We start from the raw sequence: 15,602 nt of genomic DNA on the forward strand, positions 1-15,602 counted from the left end.
GTTACTTCGACTCCTTTTCTTTGTATTCTTCCATCTGCTCCTGCAGGTTACTAGGAAGTTCCTCGAACATATTTTCTATCAGATCAGTTACCTTCTGTTTTGGGTATTCATCTGCTTTTTTAATTGCTTTTTTAATGTCATCTTTTGCTTCTTCAATTACTTTGTTCTCTTCTTCTTCAGACCATAGTTTTTTACTTTCTAAAAACTTACGGAAACGAACTAATGGGTCTTTTTTCTCCCATTCATTGTCCAAATCGTCTGTACGATAACGTGTTGGATCGTCACCAGCCATAGTATGTGGCCCATAACGGTAAGTAAGTGTTTCAATCAAAGTAGGTCCTTCGCCTTTTACCGCACGCTCTCTAGCCTCCTTTGTAACTGCGTATACAGCTAACACATCCATACCGTCTACCTGAATTCCTTCAATACCTGCCGCAACAGCTTTTTGTGCTAATGTTTTAGCATTTGTTTGCAGTTCAACTGGCACAGAAATAGCAAAATAGTTATTTTGAACAAAGAATAGTGCTGGAGCTTTGTACGCACCTGCAAAGTTAATTCCTTCATAAAAATCACCTTGCGAAGTACCACCATCACCAGTATAGGTAATTGCAACAGACTCCTTACCACGCTTCTTCATTCCCAGCGCTACTCCAGCGGTTTGAGTGTATTGCGCTCCAATAATGATTTGTGGACTAAGTGCATTCACACCTTCAGGAAATTGGTTTCCGTGGAAGTGGCCACGTGAGAATAAAAACGCTTGATATAATGGAAGTCCATGCCAAATAATTTGTGGGACATCACGATATCCAGGTAAAATGTAATCATCTTTTTCTAGAGCGAATTGACTTCCAAGTTGTGAAGCTTCCTGCCCTGCAGTTGGTGCATAAAATCCTAGACGTCCTTGACGGTTTAACGCGATAGAACGTTGGTCTAGCATACGTGTATAAACCATTCTTCGCATAAGTTCTTTCAAATCATCATCTGAAAGATCAGGCATATCGTCCTTATTCACTATTTTTCCATTTTCGTCAAGAATCTGGAACATTTCGAACTGACTTTCAACACTTTCAAGTACGTGTTTCAAAATAGTTCACCTACCCTTTCTATACTATCCATTTATTTAGTCTTTTCTAGCCTTCCCAATATACATAAAAATCTGTACCAATTTGCTCCTAATCTTATTCCCTATTTTAAAAATATCTAATCAAAGTTGATTAGTACTTTCAAAAAAACTGTTACATAATCATCGCAAAAATAAATGGTACAATCGTAATGTACATAAAGTTTAGCTTATCTGCATCAACTTGGTCAATCACTTTGCATTAATTTATACATATTTTTTTGGCGTTTTCGTTGTTTTATTAGCTTTTAGTCAATCTGTTATATTAGGTAGACTAAACTGTACTAATCTCACCAAAAAACAGGGGCTAAACCCGATAATCGGATTTAGCCCCTGAAAATACATCTAATCTTGTTTCTTTTTTGCTTCTTCATATTTCACTTCAATTTTAGCAACTTCATAAAACTCTTTTTTCAGCTGATTATATTTTTCAGTATAGTTGTTAAAGCTTTCATTTGCTTCTAGCACTGCTTGGTAACTTTCGTTAATTTTCTTAATGTGCTCTGTTAACGTCTCTTGCTTTAAGTCTTTCTTTTGAAGCATTGTATACAATTCTTTTTCTAGTTTTAATGATTTATTATATGCTTCGTTTAGATTGAAATAGGTATCGTAACGCTTCATCATAACGTCATACATTTCATTTGCTTTATTTTTAGCATCTTCTTTTTCTAAATCATTAATTAGATCTTTGATTTTAGTAAATTCTTCTTTCGATGCTTCTATGCTTTCTTTTTCTATTTCAATTTTATCTTTTCTTTTTTCAATTATATCAAGTGCTTCTTGAGAAATTGATTTAATTTTATCAAATTCATCCATGCTTAAATCAATAATTTGACTATAAAGTTCTTGTTCTTTTTTCTCTAACTCGACAATCTCATCCTGTTGTTTCTCAAAGGCTTCTTCTAATGTAACTGCCTTTTCTAGATGGTTATAAATCTTTTCAGAAGCTGGTGCACCGTTGCATGCGGCTAACAATGCAAGCATACTAATAAATAAAATAATGATGGCTAGTTTTCTATATACCAATTGAGCCCTTCCTCCCTTTTTCAGCGCAAAAAATAGAACTATTTTTTATAGGTAGTATAACATATATATGGTACCTTAAAATATGATATTCGTAACTATATCATATTTCTCAATTATTAATAGTATTTATGTTAAAATATAAAAATATGTACAAAGTAGGGGTGAACATAACCATGATAACAATGAAAGATATCGTAAGAGAAGGACATCCTGCATTACGTGAAGTAGCTAAAGAAGTAGCTATTCCTCCAAATAACGAAGAAAAAGAACTTCTTGAAGATATGCTATTATTTTTAAAAAATAGTCAGGACGAGGAAACAGCAACTAAATATGAATTAAGACCAGGAGTAGGTCTTGCAGCTCCACAACTTGGAATATTAAAACGGATGATTGCTGTTCATTTTGAGGATGCAAAAGGAAAACAATATAGCTATGGGTTATTCAACCCAAAAATAATTAGTCACTCGGTTGAAAATGCCTATTTATCTGGCGGTGAAGGATGCCTTTCCGTAGATCGTAATGTTGAAGGGTATGTTCCAAGACCAGCAAGAATTACCGTTAAAGCAACCGATTTAGAAGGAAATGAACTAAAACTGCGATTAAGAGATTATGCAGCAATTGTATTTCAGCACGAAATTGACCACTTAAACGGCGTAATGTTTTATGACCACATTAATAAACAGAACCCGTTACTTGCTCCAGAAAATGCAAAAGCAATTGAATAGAACGTTTTCTGACTACCCTCTTCATCAGAAGGGTAGTTTTTTTATACTGAAAGGAAAGTGTAAATTTTTATGGATATCACTATAAGGACAACAAAGGCTTTCGTCATTAAAGCGTGGCGATAAGCCAAGCAAGTTTTCTAATAACTATTGTATAAGATTTTATTCTAGGTAAAAAATAACGAAACAGTTATATTTTCAAGTGAGTAAAAAAGATTTTTTGTTAGAAATCATGTATTTTCATTTCAATATTAAGCAAACCGTATTATACTATAAATAAGAGGGATTGGATCGGTAGGTTTTGTTGCTTTTTCTTAAGATCATGAAAGGAGATGCGCGAACCATGTTAAAACGCCTAAAAGAAAAGTTAAAGAAACGCTGGAAGGATTTTTTAGGCAGAGGACGAGTACCAACAACGTATAAAAAGGACTACCATAAATAAAGCCAATCACATTAAAAACTTGCTACGGACATTTTTGAAACTTTATTAGGCTTGACGTGCGGATTACAAAAAGAAAAGAATCAGCTGAGCAATATTTTCATTCTAGTTGCTAGATGATTCTTTTCGATATATCGTATATGAACCAGCTGTCTATCTACCGTCAGCTCTATTAAATAATGTTAAAAATAATCCATGCATAGGAATTAGAGGTTCCTTGGTAATAATCAGAATCAATAATTCTTATAGAAAAGCGCAAGCGCCCGTTTAGAAGCGGACGCATAAGCAAGGGACTGTAGAACGCATGGGTTTAGCGTTCGTAGTGTCCATTGCTTATGACGGCAGCTTCTGGGCGATGTAGCTAGACAGCTTTTCGTTTATACTTTCTTTGCTCTTTAGAAAAATTGGCTTATCGCCGGGCCTTTATGGCGAAAGCCTTCGTTGTACTTATGCAGTATGAAAGGAATTATACTTTCTTACCTGCTAAAATATAAAAAAGAAACCGATAGGAGAGATGAAATGATTTACAAAGTGTATTATCAGGAACTTAATACGGAGATTCCTGTACGTGAACGAACAAATAGTCTGTATGTTGAGGCAGAAACAGAACGAGCAGTACGAGATAAATTAGTTGACCGTAACTTCAATATTGAATTCATCCAACAATTAAACGAAGCCCATTTAGCGTATGAAAAAAAGTCAGAGAATTTTACATTGGAGAATGTGTAAAATTATGAAATTCGTAAAAAATGATCAAACAGCAGTATTCGCATTGGGTGGATTAGGGGAAATTGGTAAAAACACATACGCGGTCCAATTTCAGGATGAAATTATTTTAATCGATGCTGGAATTAAGTTTCCAGAGGATGAATTGTTGGGAATCGATTATGTAATCCCTGATTACACCTATCTAATACAAAATCAAGACAAAATTAAAGGATTAATTATCACACATGGTCATGAGGACCATATTGGTGGAATTCCTTACCTATTACGCGAAATCAATATACCAATATACGCTGGAAAGTTGGCAATTGGTTTAATTCGAAACAAACTTGACGAGCATGGTTTATTACGTAAAGCTAAATTAAACACAATCCAAGAAGACGATATAATTAAGTTTAGAAAAACATCTGTTTCGTTTTTCCGTACGACACACAGTATTCCAGATTCTTATGGTGTCGTTGTAAAAACACCTCCTGGCAATATTGTTCATACGGGTGATTTCAAATTTGACTTTACACCTGTTGGAGAACCAGCTAACCTAGCAAAAATGGCTGAAATTGGTAAAGAAGGAGTTTTATGTCTCCTTTCTGATAGTACCAATAGTGAAGTACCAGGATTTACGATGTCAGAACGTGTAGTTGGTAGTAACATAAATGACATTTTTAATCGTGTTGATGGTAGGTTAATATTTGCTACATTTGCATCAAATATTTATCGTCTACAACAAGTAGTAGAAGCTGCTGTTAAAAATAATCGTAAAGTGGCAGTTTTCGGACGTAGTATGGAATCTTCCATTGCAATTGGTCAAGAACTTGGTTACATTAACGCACCAAAAGAGACCTTTATTGATGCACATCAAATCAATCGTCTACCTGCGAATGAAGTTGTTATTCTTTGTACTGGTTCCCAAGGTGAGCCAATGGCAGCTTTATCACGGATAGCAAATGGTACACATCGTCAAATTCAAACAATCCCAGGTGATACGGTTGTATTTTCATCGTCACCAATTCCGGGCAACAATATCAGTGTAAGCCGAATTATAAATAAACTTTACCGCGCTGGCTCTGATGTTATCCACGGACCATTAAGTGATATTCATACATCAGGACATGGTAGTCAAGAAGAGCAAAAGTTAATGCTACGGTTAATTAGACCGAAATATTTCATGCCGATTCATGGTGAGTACCGTATGTTAAAAGAACATACTAAACTTGCCGAATCCTGTGATGTTAAGCCTGAAAATTGCTTCGTCATGGATATCGGTGATGTATTGGCACTTGGCAAAGATAACGCAACGGTTGCAGGCAAAATACCTTCTGGATCTGTTTATGTAGATGGAAGTGGTATAGGTGATATTGGAAATATTGTCTTACGTGACCGCAGAATTCTTTCTGAAGAAGGTCTTGTCATCGTAGTGGTTAGTATTGATATGAAAGAATTCAAAATATCTGCTGGACCAGACATTATTTCAAGAGGCTTCGTTTATATGCGTGAATCAGAAGATCTTATTAACGAGGCGCAAAAGCTTGTCTCCTCTCACTTAAATAAAGTGATGGAACGCAAAACAACACAATGGTCTGAGATTAAAAATGAAATTACCGATACGATCGCACCGTTCTTGTTTGAAAAAACGAAACGTCGCCCGATGGTATTGCCAATTATAATGGAAGTATAATATTCAAAAGCGGAAGTGCTCTTAAGCACTTCCGCTTTATACTTTTACTATTTTATTAGCTCTTTGTAGCAAAAATCATCTTTTCTTCGTATCGAATATACATCAAATACGGGTTTTTTAGAAAACAAACGTTAAAATGACCTCGCTTAAACTAAACCAAACGACGAGCAGTTTTCTTTACATCAGGAAATTCTACTTTTCCATTTGTAAAGAAGTCTTTTATTAAATATTGTCCATATTTAATAGCTTGATCGTACGTTATCTGTCCAGGTAATGGCGCCTGATCCTCCATCACGACATCAATAATAGCTGGTTTATCCGATAGAAATGCTTGTTTCATGGTGTTTTCCATATCAGCTTGTTTTTCTATTCGAAACCCTTCTCCCCCGCATGCTTTAGCAAAATCAGCGAAGTTTATGTTCCCTAATTCTGTTTCATTGTTAAGGTTACCTTTTAGTTGTTGTTCGTACTTAATCATACCAATCATGCTATTATTAAGTACGATTATTTTAATCGGCATATTATATTTGACCGCAGTAATAAAATCGTGCATAACCATTGTAAATCCACCATCACCACAAATGGCGACAGCTTGTTTATCTGGATACGCCTTTTGGGCAGCAATCGCACCGGGTAAACCAGATCCCATTGTTGCTAAGGCTCCAGAGATAACAAACTTTTGATTTGTGAATGGAAAAAATCGAGTAGTCCAAACAGTTACATTCCCGACATCGCATGATATGACAGCATCTTTTTCAACGTTCCTTTCTAGAGCATACATCACCTGTGGACCATGAATTGGATCGGCACTTTCTTTTTTCTGTTCTTGCATATGAATATGCCACCTTTTCATTTTATCTTGATATTTTTTCAAAAATTCCGCTGAACTGCTTGGAGATACAAGTGAAGTCAATTTCGGTAATACATGTTTAGCATCACCACATAATCCTTCCGTTATTGGATAAATCTTTCCAATAGCATCCTGTTGAATTTCTATTTGTATCGCGTCTACTTCATCAGGTAAATAGTCACGATATGGAAAAGTTGTTCCAATTAACAGAAGTAGATCCGTTTCCATTATTGCCTCATAGGCAGGTTTAGTACCTATTTGTCCGTGCTGTCCTAGATTTAATTCATGGTAATCTGGAAGTGCTCCCTTCCCTAACAAACTTAATACAATTGGAGCATTAAGTTTATTTGCAAATTCTACTAGTTCTAATCTAGCATCTCGCACCCCTTTTCCTGCTAAAATTACTGGTTTTTTAGCTTTATTTAGTAAACTAACAGTTCGTTCAACGGTTTCTTGATCTGGGATGATGGTAGGATTAACACGCGTTTGATTCGTTTCCTTTTTCTCACGCTTTTGTTTAACTGCAAATAAATCGTCAGGAACGACTAAAACAGATACTCCTTTCTGTGCGTATGCTTCACGAATAGCCATATTCAGCATATCTGGTAATTGGTCAGCAGCTTCTACACGTCGGTTGAAAACACCTACCCCATCAAACATCCGTTCGAGATTAATTTCTTGATGTGCATCGGTCCCTACTGCAGTACTAGTTACTTGCCCCACAATAGCAAGAACAGGTGCCTTGTCTTTTTTAGCATCGTATAAACCATTCATTAAATGTACAGCCCCAGGACCAGCAATCGACATACAAACTCCTATTTTGCCTGTCAGCTTAGCATAGGCTGATGCTGCAAGCGCACCTACCTCTTCATGTCTAATCTGTACAAAATCAATAGCATCTTTATTTTTACGTAGATCATCTATAAATTCGTTGATAGAGTCACCTGGCATACCATATAAATGATCCACTCCCCAGTCGACTAATTGATCGATTAATATCTCACCTGTACGCTTTTCAAACAAACTAACCCATCCTTTCGAAAAAAATTCTATAATTAACTATTTCCTTTAAAACAAATAAAGAAACCTGTATTCGAAAATACAGGTTTCTTTCCATTACTATTAGTTTTCATCCATTACAAGTTGTTTTTCAAATCTCGAGATATCTTTGTCTGAACCAATTACGATAAGTATGTCATTTTCTCGAAGTTTATCATCGGCTCTTGGTGAAACATTTATATCTTTATTTCGTTTAATTGCTACAACGTTACAGCCAAAATTGGCACGAATATCCAACTCTATTAATGTTTTTCCAAGCATTTTTTCTCCAACTTTAACTTCGACAATACTATGATCATCTGACAATTCTAGATAATCAAGTATGTTACTAGAGATGATATTGTGGGCAATTCTTTTTCCCATGTCACGTTCTGGGTGTACAACTTGGTCAGCACCAATTTTATTTAGAATTTTTTCATGATAGTCATTTTGTGCTTTAACGGTGATTTTTTGAATACCCAAGTCAGTAAGGATAACCGTTGTTAAGATACTAGCCTGAATATTATCCCCAATAGCAACAATGACATGATCAATATTCTTTATTCCTAATTCTTTTAATGTTGCTTCATCGGTAGAATCAGCAATTACAGCGTGTGATGCAATATTCTTAAATTCATTCACTTTATCTTCATCATTGTCAATTGCTAAAACTTGCATTCCCTCTGCACTCAACTCGCGGCATATACTTCCACCGAATCGACCTAAACCAATTACTGCAAATTCACGTTTCATTGTGTATCCTCCATCATTCGCGATTCTTTTCATAAGTGTATCATACTACGATTCGAAGGAAAAAATCTAGGTGATATTATATAGCATCTAGCATTTGAAACTGCGATTTTACTAAATCAAAATACTCGCCTTTATATTGCATTAACTGCTGGTGGTTGCCGTGTTCGAGAACTTTACCTTGTTCAAGTACATAAATCGTATCCGATTCCCGGATAGTTGAAAGACGGTGTGCAATGATAATAGCTGTTCTACCTTTTAAAAGACGTTTTAAAGCCGCTTGAATTTTAACCTCTGTTTCCGTATCAATACTTGCTGTTGCCTCATCTAGTATTAGTATTTTAGGATCAGCTAGCAACGCTCGTGCAAATGATAATAGCTGTCTTTCACCGGCTGATAAAATATTACCTCGTTCTTCAACCTCTGTAGCGTATCCATCCGCAAGACGGCTAATAAATTCGTCTGCACCAACTACTTTAGCAGCCTCAATTACTTGTTCATCTGTAGCATCTGGCTGTCCAAAACGAATGTTTTCCATGATTGTACCAGAAAAAATAAATGTATCCTGCAACACAACACTTATTTGTTGGCGTAATGTATCGATTTGCACATCGCGTAAATTATGACCGTCGATTTTTACGACACCTTTAGTCGGATCATAAAAACGACTGATTAGGTTAGCTATTGTTGATTTACCGCTACCAGTGTGACCAACTAGAGCAATGGTCTGACCTGATTTAATATCCAATGAAATTTCATGTAATGCAATCCGATCGGAATCATAAGAGAATTGAACTTTATCGAATTCAATATGTCCCTTCATATCCTTTAACTCATGGGCATTTTCTTTTTCTGCAACGTTTGGCTGTTCGTCCAGAAATTCAAAAATTCGTTCTGATGCAGCCATCGCCATTAACAATTGGTTATACATTTGCCCGAGTCTTGATATTGGCTCCCAGAACATTCCTAGGAAGAAAGCAAATGCTACAAAACCTCCAACTTCAATACCCCCGTTTTCTGGGCCAATAATAATCAAGTGAGCCCCATAAGTTATTAAAATGATTGTACCTATTGCATTACTTAATTCTACAAACGGACGAAAAAGTGCACTCTTTTTTGTTGCGTTTTGCCAGCTTTCAAAGTTATCCGTATTTATACCATCAAAAAACTCCGAGTTCTCTTTTTCCTGAGAAAATGATTGTGTAATACGAATTCCCTGTATGCTCTCATTCAAGTGTGAGTTTAACCTTGATTGTTGTATACGAACATCCTGCCAAGAACGGCGAATATTACGACGTAATTTGGTAGAGATATAGAACATGATTGGAAGAATAACCATTATTGCTAAAGCAAGTTTCGGACTTAACACTAGCAATATCACAACAATTCCAACAAGTGTTACGACGTCCATTAACAAATTTATAATACCGTTTGTAAACAATTCCTGCAGTGAGTTAATATCGTTCATAATTCGAACGAGTATTGACCCTGCCGACCTAGAATCAAAAAAGCGGTGAGATAATCGCTGCACATGTGAGAATAAATGTTTTCGTAAATCGTAAATAACATTCTGTCCAAGTATATTTACCCACCTAATACGAAAGATGTTACCGATATAGTTAACTAAATATAAGACACCAATTATTATAACCAAATTAGTCAGTAATCCAGTATCTTTATCTTTAATTGCAACATCGATTGCTACCTTACCAATTAAAATCGGTACTGCCAATCGCACTGCTGTTGAAATCAGCATTGCGATTATCGCACCCGGTAAGTATGTTTTTGAATATGGTCGTAAATATTCTAATAGCCTCCACATTTGTTTCCAGTTAAACTGCTTTTCTATTGCCTGATCTACCGTATAGTGAAATCGTTTTAAATGCCGACTATTTCTTACCTGTTCTTTTGATTTAGCCATCATTATCCCCCCTTACTGATTAGCTGCTTCCATAATCGCTTCACGGTCTTGATATTGAATATCATAAATACGCTGATAAGGTCCGTGATTAACAATTAAATGATCGTGGGTGCCGCGTTCTACAACTTCCCCATCTTCCAGTACTAAGATTTCATCTGCATGCTTTAAGGAAGAAATACGGTGGGCAATGATAAACGTTGTACGCCCTTTCATTACTTCTTTAAGCGCTTTTTGAATTTTAAATTCTGTCTCCATATCAACTGCTGAGGTTGCATCATCAAGTACTAGAATACTAGGATTAATACAAATAGCTCGTGCAATCGCAATCCGTTGTTTTTGACCACCTGACAATCCCATACCACGTTCGCCAAGCATTGTGTCATAACCTTTAGGCATTTCCGTTATGAAATCATGTGCTTGTGCGCGTTTTGCAGCGTTTATAATTTGTTCATCAGTCAAATTCGGATTTCCGTACGCAATATTTTCACGAATTGTAGTTGAAAAGAGGAAAGATTCCTGCAAGACAAATCCAATGTGACTGCGTAATGTTTTCAATTTATATTCTTCTACTGGAATTCCGTCAACTAAAACATTTCCTTTTTCCGGTTCGTAAAATCGAGTTATTAGTTGAGTAATACTAGTTTTTCCTGACCCAGTTGCTCCAATTAACCCAATCACTTTACCAGGAGGAGCGTCAAAGCTAATATTTTTCAGCGCTGAATCGTCATCCTCAATATATGTTAATGTGACGTCATCAAAGGTTACATGACCATTGATATGGGTATCTTTAGCGTTTTCTTTTTCTACTACATCTTCTTTTGCATGTAAAATTTCTATTAATCGCTCACCTGATGCCTTCGATTGAGAGAACAAATTAATAACAAATCCTAAGTTCATCAACGGTCCTAAGATGTACCAAACCAGACTAAAAAATGCTACTAATTCTCCGAGTCCCAGCCTTCCTTCAATTACTAAGTGTCCGCCATATGCAAGTAACACTACTGCACAGACATTCCCAATAAATTCCATGAGTGGAAAATATTTTGCCCAAATGTCTGAGGTTTTCAAATAGTGTTGACGATAATTATCGTTGTTAGATAAGAATCTTCCAATTTCAAAGTTTTCACGTGACAATGATTTAACTGTTGTCATACCACTAATATTTTCTTGTACACGTGTGTTTAAATTACCAAATGACTTTCGTATTCCTCGAAACGCAGGGTGAACACGTTTGTCAAATTGATAAACTACGACGCCAAGAAAAGGCATCGCTGCCATCGTTACTAACGCAAGTGGGACAGAATAATAAAACATAACACCTAAACTGATAACAATTAGAAGTGTAATTCGAATAAGTTCTGAAAAACCTACTGATAGAAAAAAACGAAACCCTTCCACATCTGCGGTTAGTCTAGACATTAAGTCACCAGTCTTTGCATTATCATAATACTTAAAAGATAACACTTGGAGTTTCTTATACAATGCATCCCGTAATGTGTACACACTTCGAATACCAAACATATCCCCCAAATATTGGTGATAAAAAGTAGCAAAACCTTTAATGACCATCAAAAGTAAAAACGTAATTGCAATATATGGTATCAATGAATAACGTTCTTTTCTTACTACTTCATCAATCGTTATCTGCAATATAATTGGATAAGTCAATGTAATGGTCGTTACAAAAATCAAAAACAATAAAGATGTAAAAAAGTATTTCTTAAAAGGCCAATAAAATTGCTTTAATTTTCTAAAAGTATCCATGAATTTCCCCCCTCTGTTGTTTTCCGTACCTACTAATATAACGGGTCTCGAAATAAATATCCACTCATTTTGCTCACTTTTTTAAAATTTTTTATAATTATTTTTTTTGGATATGTTTTGGTTATTTTATGTATTTTAATTCCTTGTTTTTACTAGTTGTATTTATCCGCAAACCTTGATCTAAACATAGTAGTCAGACAATGCACTGGCGCGGACACAGAAGCCTTTATTTTTACTTTTCGGGTGTGTTTTATGGTTTAGAGGACACAGGATACGTTATTTAAGTAAAAACAGGTTGAAATCTGACCCTTTGTACTAAATAAGGTTTCCTGTGTCCGCGAACAACCACATTTACCTTTATTTTGTTCAAATAAGATATTTGGTGTCCACTAATATCAATTCACAGTAGTTAAGTGCTTTCTCCTATTATCTTTAACTGCGAACTATTTTGATGCATAATAATCGCATCTGAAACACACTATGCTTTCCGCGGACTTGCGTTGAGCCTTCATATTTCCAGGACACTGCTTGTATCGGACTTAGGATGCCTTATTTGCCATTTTTAGCTTTATTTAGAGGATTATCGGACACACGATACCCTATTCAGCTAAAAAACACGATTTCAACTACTTTTTACCCAAATAAGGAACCCTGAGTCCGATAACATCCGCATTTACCTTTATTTTTCACAAATAAGGAATCGTGTGTCCACTAGCTGCAATCCTGCACGTAATCATTCCAGTACAATCAAAAATGTTACTTCCTAGCCTTGTTCGAAACGGAATTTAACGTTGTAGTTACGATAAACATAAATTTTTACTGTTTCTCAGTTCTCACCGACTATGAATCTGTCTACATTAAAAAACACTCCTATCAAATAGGAGTGCTGCTGTTAAATAATTTATTTTTCAGTTGTTCCAAGTACACGATTTACTCGTTTACGAAGCATCTTCATGCCTCCGCCGCCTGCCTGGAAATGTCTAAGCTTGCCTTCTGTATCAAACACATAATAGGCAGGTACATATTGATTTTCAAATGCATCTGTTAATTTATGTTCATTATCTACAAATATTGGCTGCGTAATATCATGTTCATTTGCTACTTCTTGTATTTGATCTAAATCAAGGTCCTTTTCGGAACGTGGCATATGAACAGCTATTACATTTAATTCTTCCTTGTATTCATCACGAAACTCATTTACATTCGGCATAGCCTCTTTACATAATCCACAGCTAACTGACCAAAAGTGTATTAATGTAGGTTTGTTTCCGATTAAATCGCTTTTACTAATTGATTCACTATTAAACCATTTTGTTGCGCCATCAAGTTCTGGCATGTCTGCACGCAATCGCATAAATTTCTACCTCCAATGTTTTTCTATTGAAAAAGCTGACTCAGCAATAGTCTTATTAAAGAGTCAGCTTATAGCATTTATATAATACGCTACGATTGATTATAGTGTTTCTTGTCCAGGTTTCCAGTTTGCTGGACAAAGTCCACCAGTTTGAAGTGCTTGTAGTACGCGTAATGTTTCATCCACATCACGACCAATATTGTTATGGAATACTGTTTGATATTGAAGTTCACCTTCAGGGTTGATAATGAATAATCCGCGTAAAGCAACACCTTCATCTTCAATTAGTACGCCGTAATCCTTTGAAACGATATGATTTGTATCTGCAGCTAATGGATAACTTAACTCGCCCAAACCATTGTCGTCTCTTGATGTATTAATCCAAGCTTTATGTGTATGGATTGTATCAGTTGAAACACCGATAACTTCTGCATCTAAATCTTCAAATTCATCATAACGATCAGACATTGCAGTTATTTCTGTTGGACATACAAACGTGAAATCCATTGGGTAAAAGAAAAGCACTGTCCATTTATCGTTTTTCATATTTTCTTCTAAAGTAACTTTACCAAACTCTTTATTAGGCATTACAGCATCCATTGCAAAGCGTGGTGCCTGTTTTCCTACCATACGTTCTGCCATTAATAATCCCTCCAACATTTTCTAAATTATATCCATAAACGATTATAGGCAACCTTCTAATTTTAGTCAATGTTAACTAATAATTAATTTAAAAAAGACTAAAGAATTGTCACATTATGGTCACTTATTTTATTCATGCAATAATAAGTATAACCAGACATATCAACTATAAAACAAAATTCTACGTGAGCGTTGCACAAATATAACCGTAACATTAAGTTAGCGTTTTTGTCTATTAATGAGAATTGGAGGTATGTTTAAGTTAGATAACTTAAGGATATTAATTGAATTGGTTACGAGGTTTCGATATGATAAAAAACATAGAAAAACGGAAAGGAGTTTTAAATTGGATATTTTTAAAGAAGGACTAGATATTAATATCGGAGGAATTTTAGACAGTGTAATACCAGTTGCGTTAGAAATTGGTCTAATTATTCTTGCATTTATTATTTTTGTACCAATCGGTAAGAAAATAATCGAAAAAACAATACAAAGAGCTGGTAAAAATGAAAAACTCTCACCAGGTAGAGTAAGAACACTGGAAAAATTACTTGTTAATGTTTTCTCCTATGTAATGATTTTCGTATTAATCCTTATGATTTTCGGAGCATTTAATTTAGATATCGCTCCCCTTCTAGCTGGAGCTGGAATTATTGGATTAGCTATTGGTTTTGGTGCTCAAGGTCTAGTAAGTGATGTTGTAACTGGTTTTTTCATTTTACTGGAACGTCAAGTTGAAATTGATGACTATGTAACGGCTGGCGGATATGATGGAGTTGTCGAAGAAGTTGGTTTACGTACTACTAAGATCCGTAGCTTTGACGGTACATTAAATTACGTGCCAAACCGACTACTTGAAGGAGTGGCCAATCACTCACGTGGAAACATGCGCGCTATGGTTGATATCGGCATAAGTTATGATGATAACATAGACGAAGCAATTACTGTATTGGAGAAAGTTTGTGCTGAATTTCAAGAGGATGAACGTTTCAAGGATGGTCCAAACGCACTTGGCGTTCAAAGTCTTGGTGCTTCAGATGTTGTTCTTCGAGTACTAGGTCAGACTGAAAATGGTCTACAATGGGCTTGTCAACGAGATATGCTTAAACGAATTAAAATTGCCTTCGATGAAGCAGGTATCGAAATTCCATACCCACATCAGGTTAATGTTGATAAAAATAATTAATAAAAATGTGCATAATCCACATGTCTGATTCCTATTGACCCTAATGTTAACGAAAAAAAGTAAACCCAGCACTATTTAACGGTGCTGGGCTTTTACTATCTATTGAAGTTTTTGTTCTACCATTTGGCAAACTTCTTCTGCACTACGACCTTCAGCATTTATAACTGGTCCTTCAATGCTAATTGTTGCCATTCCCATCACATCTTTATCCTGACCAGTGATCACGCAGCAATCACATTGTCCAGTATCTTGCTCAGAATGTAAGTCAATGACGTCGTGTCCTTTTTCTTTTAATGCTTCCTTTACATCCGATAGGGATTCTTCTACGCCAATTCGCGCCATACCTATTACCTCCTCTAAACATTACAAATTAGTCATAGATAGTTTTT

General features: G+C 35.6%; 13 protein-coding genes. 4 read left to right on the plus strand and 9 right to left on the minus strand.

Annotation, left to right across the window (positions count from 1 at the left end):
• Position 1: 1 nt before the first annotated feature.
• Positions 2 to 1,084 carry a pyruvate dehydrogenase (acetyl-transferring) E1 component subunit alpha gene (gene pdhA, locus ACY9Z2_RS16610; RefSeq protein WP_463610785.1) on the minus strand — a complete coding sequence of 361 codons (1,083 nt, stop codon included), beginning with the start codon at positions 1,082 to 1,084 and terminating at the stop codon, positions 2 to 4.
• Between the two features lie 381 nt (positions 1,085 to 1,465).
• Complete coding sequence (locus tag ACY9Z2_RS16615) at positions 1,466 to 2,146, minus strand: YkyA family protein (protein ID WP_463610786.1); 681 nt, start codon at positions 2,144 to 2,146, stop codon at positions 1,466 to 1,468.
• A gap of 173 nt (positions 2,147 to 2,319) precedes the next feature.
• On the opposite strand from ACY9Z2_RS16615, the gene def reads away from it, so the two are divergent.
• The 3 genes from def to rnjA all read left to right on the plus strand — a co-directional run bounded on the left by def (position 2,320) and on the right by rnjA (position 5,708).
• Positions 2,320 to 2,871, plus strand: coding sequence for a peptide deformylase (def, locus tag ACY9Z2_RS16620; protein ID WP_463610787.1), 552 nt, complete (start codon positions 2,320 to 2,322; stop codon positions 2,869 to 2,871).
• 955 nt (positions 2,872 to 3,826) lie between these two features.
• A complete protein-coding gene (locus tag ACY9Z2_RS16625) occupies positions 3,827 to 4,036 on the plus strand; it encodes a DNA-dependent RNA polymerase subunit epsilon (protein WP_463610788.1) in 210 nt (69 codons plus the stop codon).
• 4 nt (positions 4,037 to 4,040) lie between these two features.
• Positions 4,041 to 5,708: a ribonuclease J1 gene (rnjA, locus tag ACY9Z2_RS16630; RefSeq protein ID WP_463610789.1), complete on the plus strand. Its 1,668-nt coding sequence runs from the start codon at positions 4,041 to 4,043 to the stop codon at positions 5,706 to 5,708.
• A gap of 151 nt (positions 5,709 to 5,859) precedes the next feature.
• Here rnjA and ACY9Z2_RS16635 read toward each other — a convergent pair whose 3' ends face one another.
• From ACY9Z2_RS16635 to ACY9Z2_RS16660, 6 genes are all read right to left on the minus strand, one after another.
• Positions 5,860 to 7,581: a pyruvate oxidase gene (locus ACY9Z2_RS16635; RefSeq protein ID WP_463610790.1), complete on the minus strand. Its 1,722-nt coding sequence runs from the start codon at positions 7,579 to 7,581 to the stop codon at positions 5,860 to 5,862.
• Positions 7,582 to 7,680: 99 nt separating this feature from the next.
• Positions 7,681 to 8,349, minus strand: coding sequence for a potassium channel family protein (locus tag ACY9Z2_RS16640; protein ID WP_463610791.1), 669 nt, complete (start codon positions 8,347 to 8,349; stop codon positions 7,681 to 7,683).
• Between the two features lie 76 nt (positions 8,350 to 8,425).
• Positions 8,426 to 10,267 (minus strand): ABC transporter ATP-binding protein, encoded by a 1,842-nt coding sequence (locus ACY9Z2_RS16645; protein WP_463610792.1) that lies wholly within the window; start codon positions 10,265 to 10,267, stop codon positions 8,426 to 8,428.
• Positions 10,268 to 10,279: 12 nt separating this feature from the next.
• Positions 10,280 to 12,031 carry an ABC transporter ATP-binding protein gene (locus tag ACY9Z2_RS16650; RefSeq protein WP_463610793.1) on the minus strand — a complete coding sequence of 584 codons (1,752 nt, stop codon included), beginning with the start codon at positions 12,029 to 12,031 and terminating at the stop codon, positions 10,280 to 10,282.
• A 901-nt stretch (positions 12,032 to 12,932) separates the two neighbouring features.
• On the minus strand, positions 12,933 to 13,385 hold the full coding sequence (locus ACY9Z2_RS16655; protein WP_463610794.1) for a TlpA disulfide reductase family protein: 453 nt from the start codon (positions 13,383 to 13,385) through the stop codon (positions 12,933 to 12,935).
• Between the two features lie 99 nt (positions 13,386 to 13,484).
• Positions 13,485 to 14,027 carry a peroxiredoxin gene (locus ACY9Z2_RS16660; protein WP_463610795.1) on the minus strand — a complete coding sequence of 181 codons (543 nt, stop codon included), beginning with the start codon at positions 14,025 to 14,027 and terminating at the stop codon, positions 13,485 to 13,487.
• 346 nt (positions 14,028 to 14,373) lie between these two features.
• Here ACY9Z2_RS16660 and ACY9Z2_RS16665 point away from each other — a divergent pair, with 346 nt between their 5' ends.
• Complete coding sequence (locus ACY9Z2_RS16665; RefSeq protein WP_463610796.1) at positions 14,374 to 15,213, plus strand: mechanosensitive ion channel family protein; 840 nt, start codon at positions 14,374 to 14,376, stop codon at positions 15,211 to 15,213.
• Between the two features lie 99 nt (positions 15,214 to 15,312).
• Here the strand turns inward: ACY9Z2_RS16665 and ACY9Z2_RS16670 are convergent, their stop codons facing one another.
• On the minus strand, positions 15,313 to 15,555 hold the full coding sequence (locus ACY9Z2_RS16670; RefSeq protein ID WP_463610797.1) for a YkuS family protein: 243 nt from the start codon (positions 15,553 to 15,555) through the stop codon (positions 15,313 to 15,315).
• Between the last annotated feature and the right edge of the window lie 47 nt (positions 15,556 to 15,602).

This window comes from Virgibacillus sp. GM2-2 (assembly GCF_055329585.1).

Excerpts from the sequence above, each read along its gene's own strand:
- def (WP_463610787.1), top strand. The coding sequence starts at position 2,320 with ATGATAACAATGAAAGATATCGTAAGAGAAGGACATCCTGCATTACGT.
- ACY9Z2_RS16625 (WP_463610788.1), top strand. The coding sequence starts at position 3,827 with ATGATTTACAAAGTGTATTATCAGGAACTTAATACGGAGATTCCTGTA.
- rnjA (WP_463610789.1), top strand. The coding sequence starts at position 4,041 with ATGAAATTCGTAAAAAATGATCAAACAGCAGTATTCGCATTGGGTGGA.
- ACY9Z2_RS16640 (WP_463610791.1), bottom strand. The coding sequence starts at position 8,349 with ATGAAACGTGAATTTGCAGTAATTGGTTTAGGTCGATTCGGTGGAAGT.
- ACY9Z2_RS16645 (WP_463610792.1), bottom strand. The coding sequence starts at position 10,267 with ATGGCTAAATCAAAAGAACAGGTAAGAAATAGTCGGCATTTAAAACGA.
- ACY9Z2_RS16650 (WP_463610793.1), bottom strand. The coding sequence starts at position 12,031 with ATGGATACTTTTAGAAAATTAAAGCAATTTTATTGGCCTTTTAAGAAA.
- ACY9Z2_RS16655 (WP_463610794.1), bottom strand. The coding sequence starts at position 13,385 with ATGCGATTGCGTGCAGACATGCCAGAACTTGATGGCGCAACAAAATGG.
- ACY9Z2_RS16660 (WP_463610795.1), bottom strand. The coding sequence starts at position 14,027 with ATGGCAGAACGTATGGTAGGAAAACAGGCACCACGCTTTGCAATGGAT.
- ACY9Z2_RS16670 (WP_463610797.1), bottom strand. The coding sequence starts at position 15,555 with ATGGCGCGAATTGGCGTAGAAGAATCCCTATCGGATGTAAAGGAAGCA.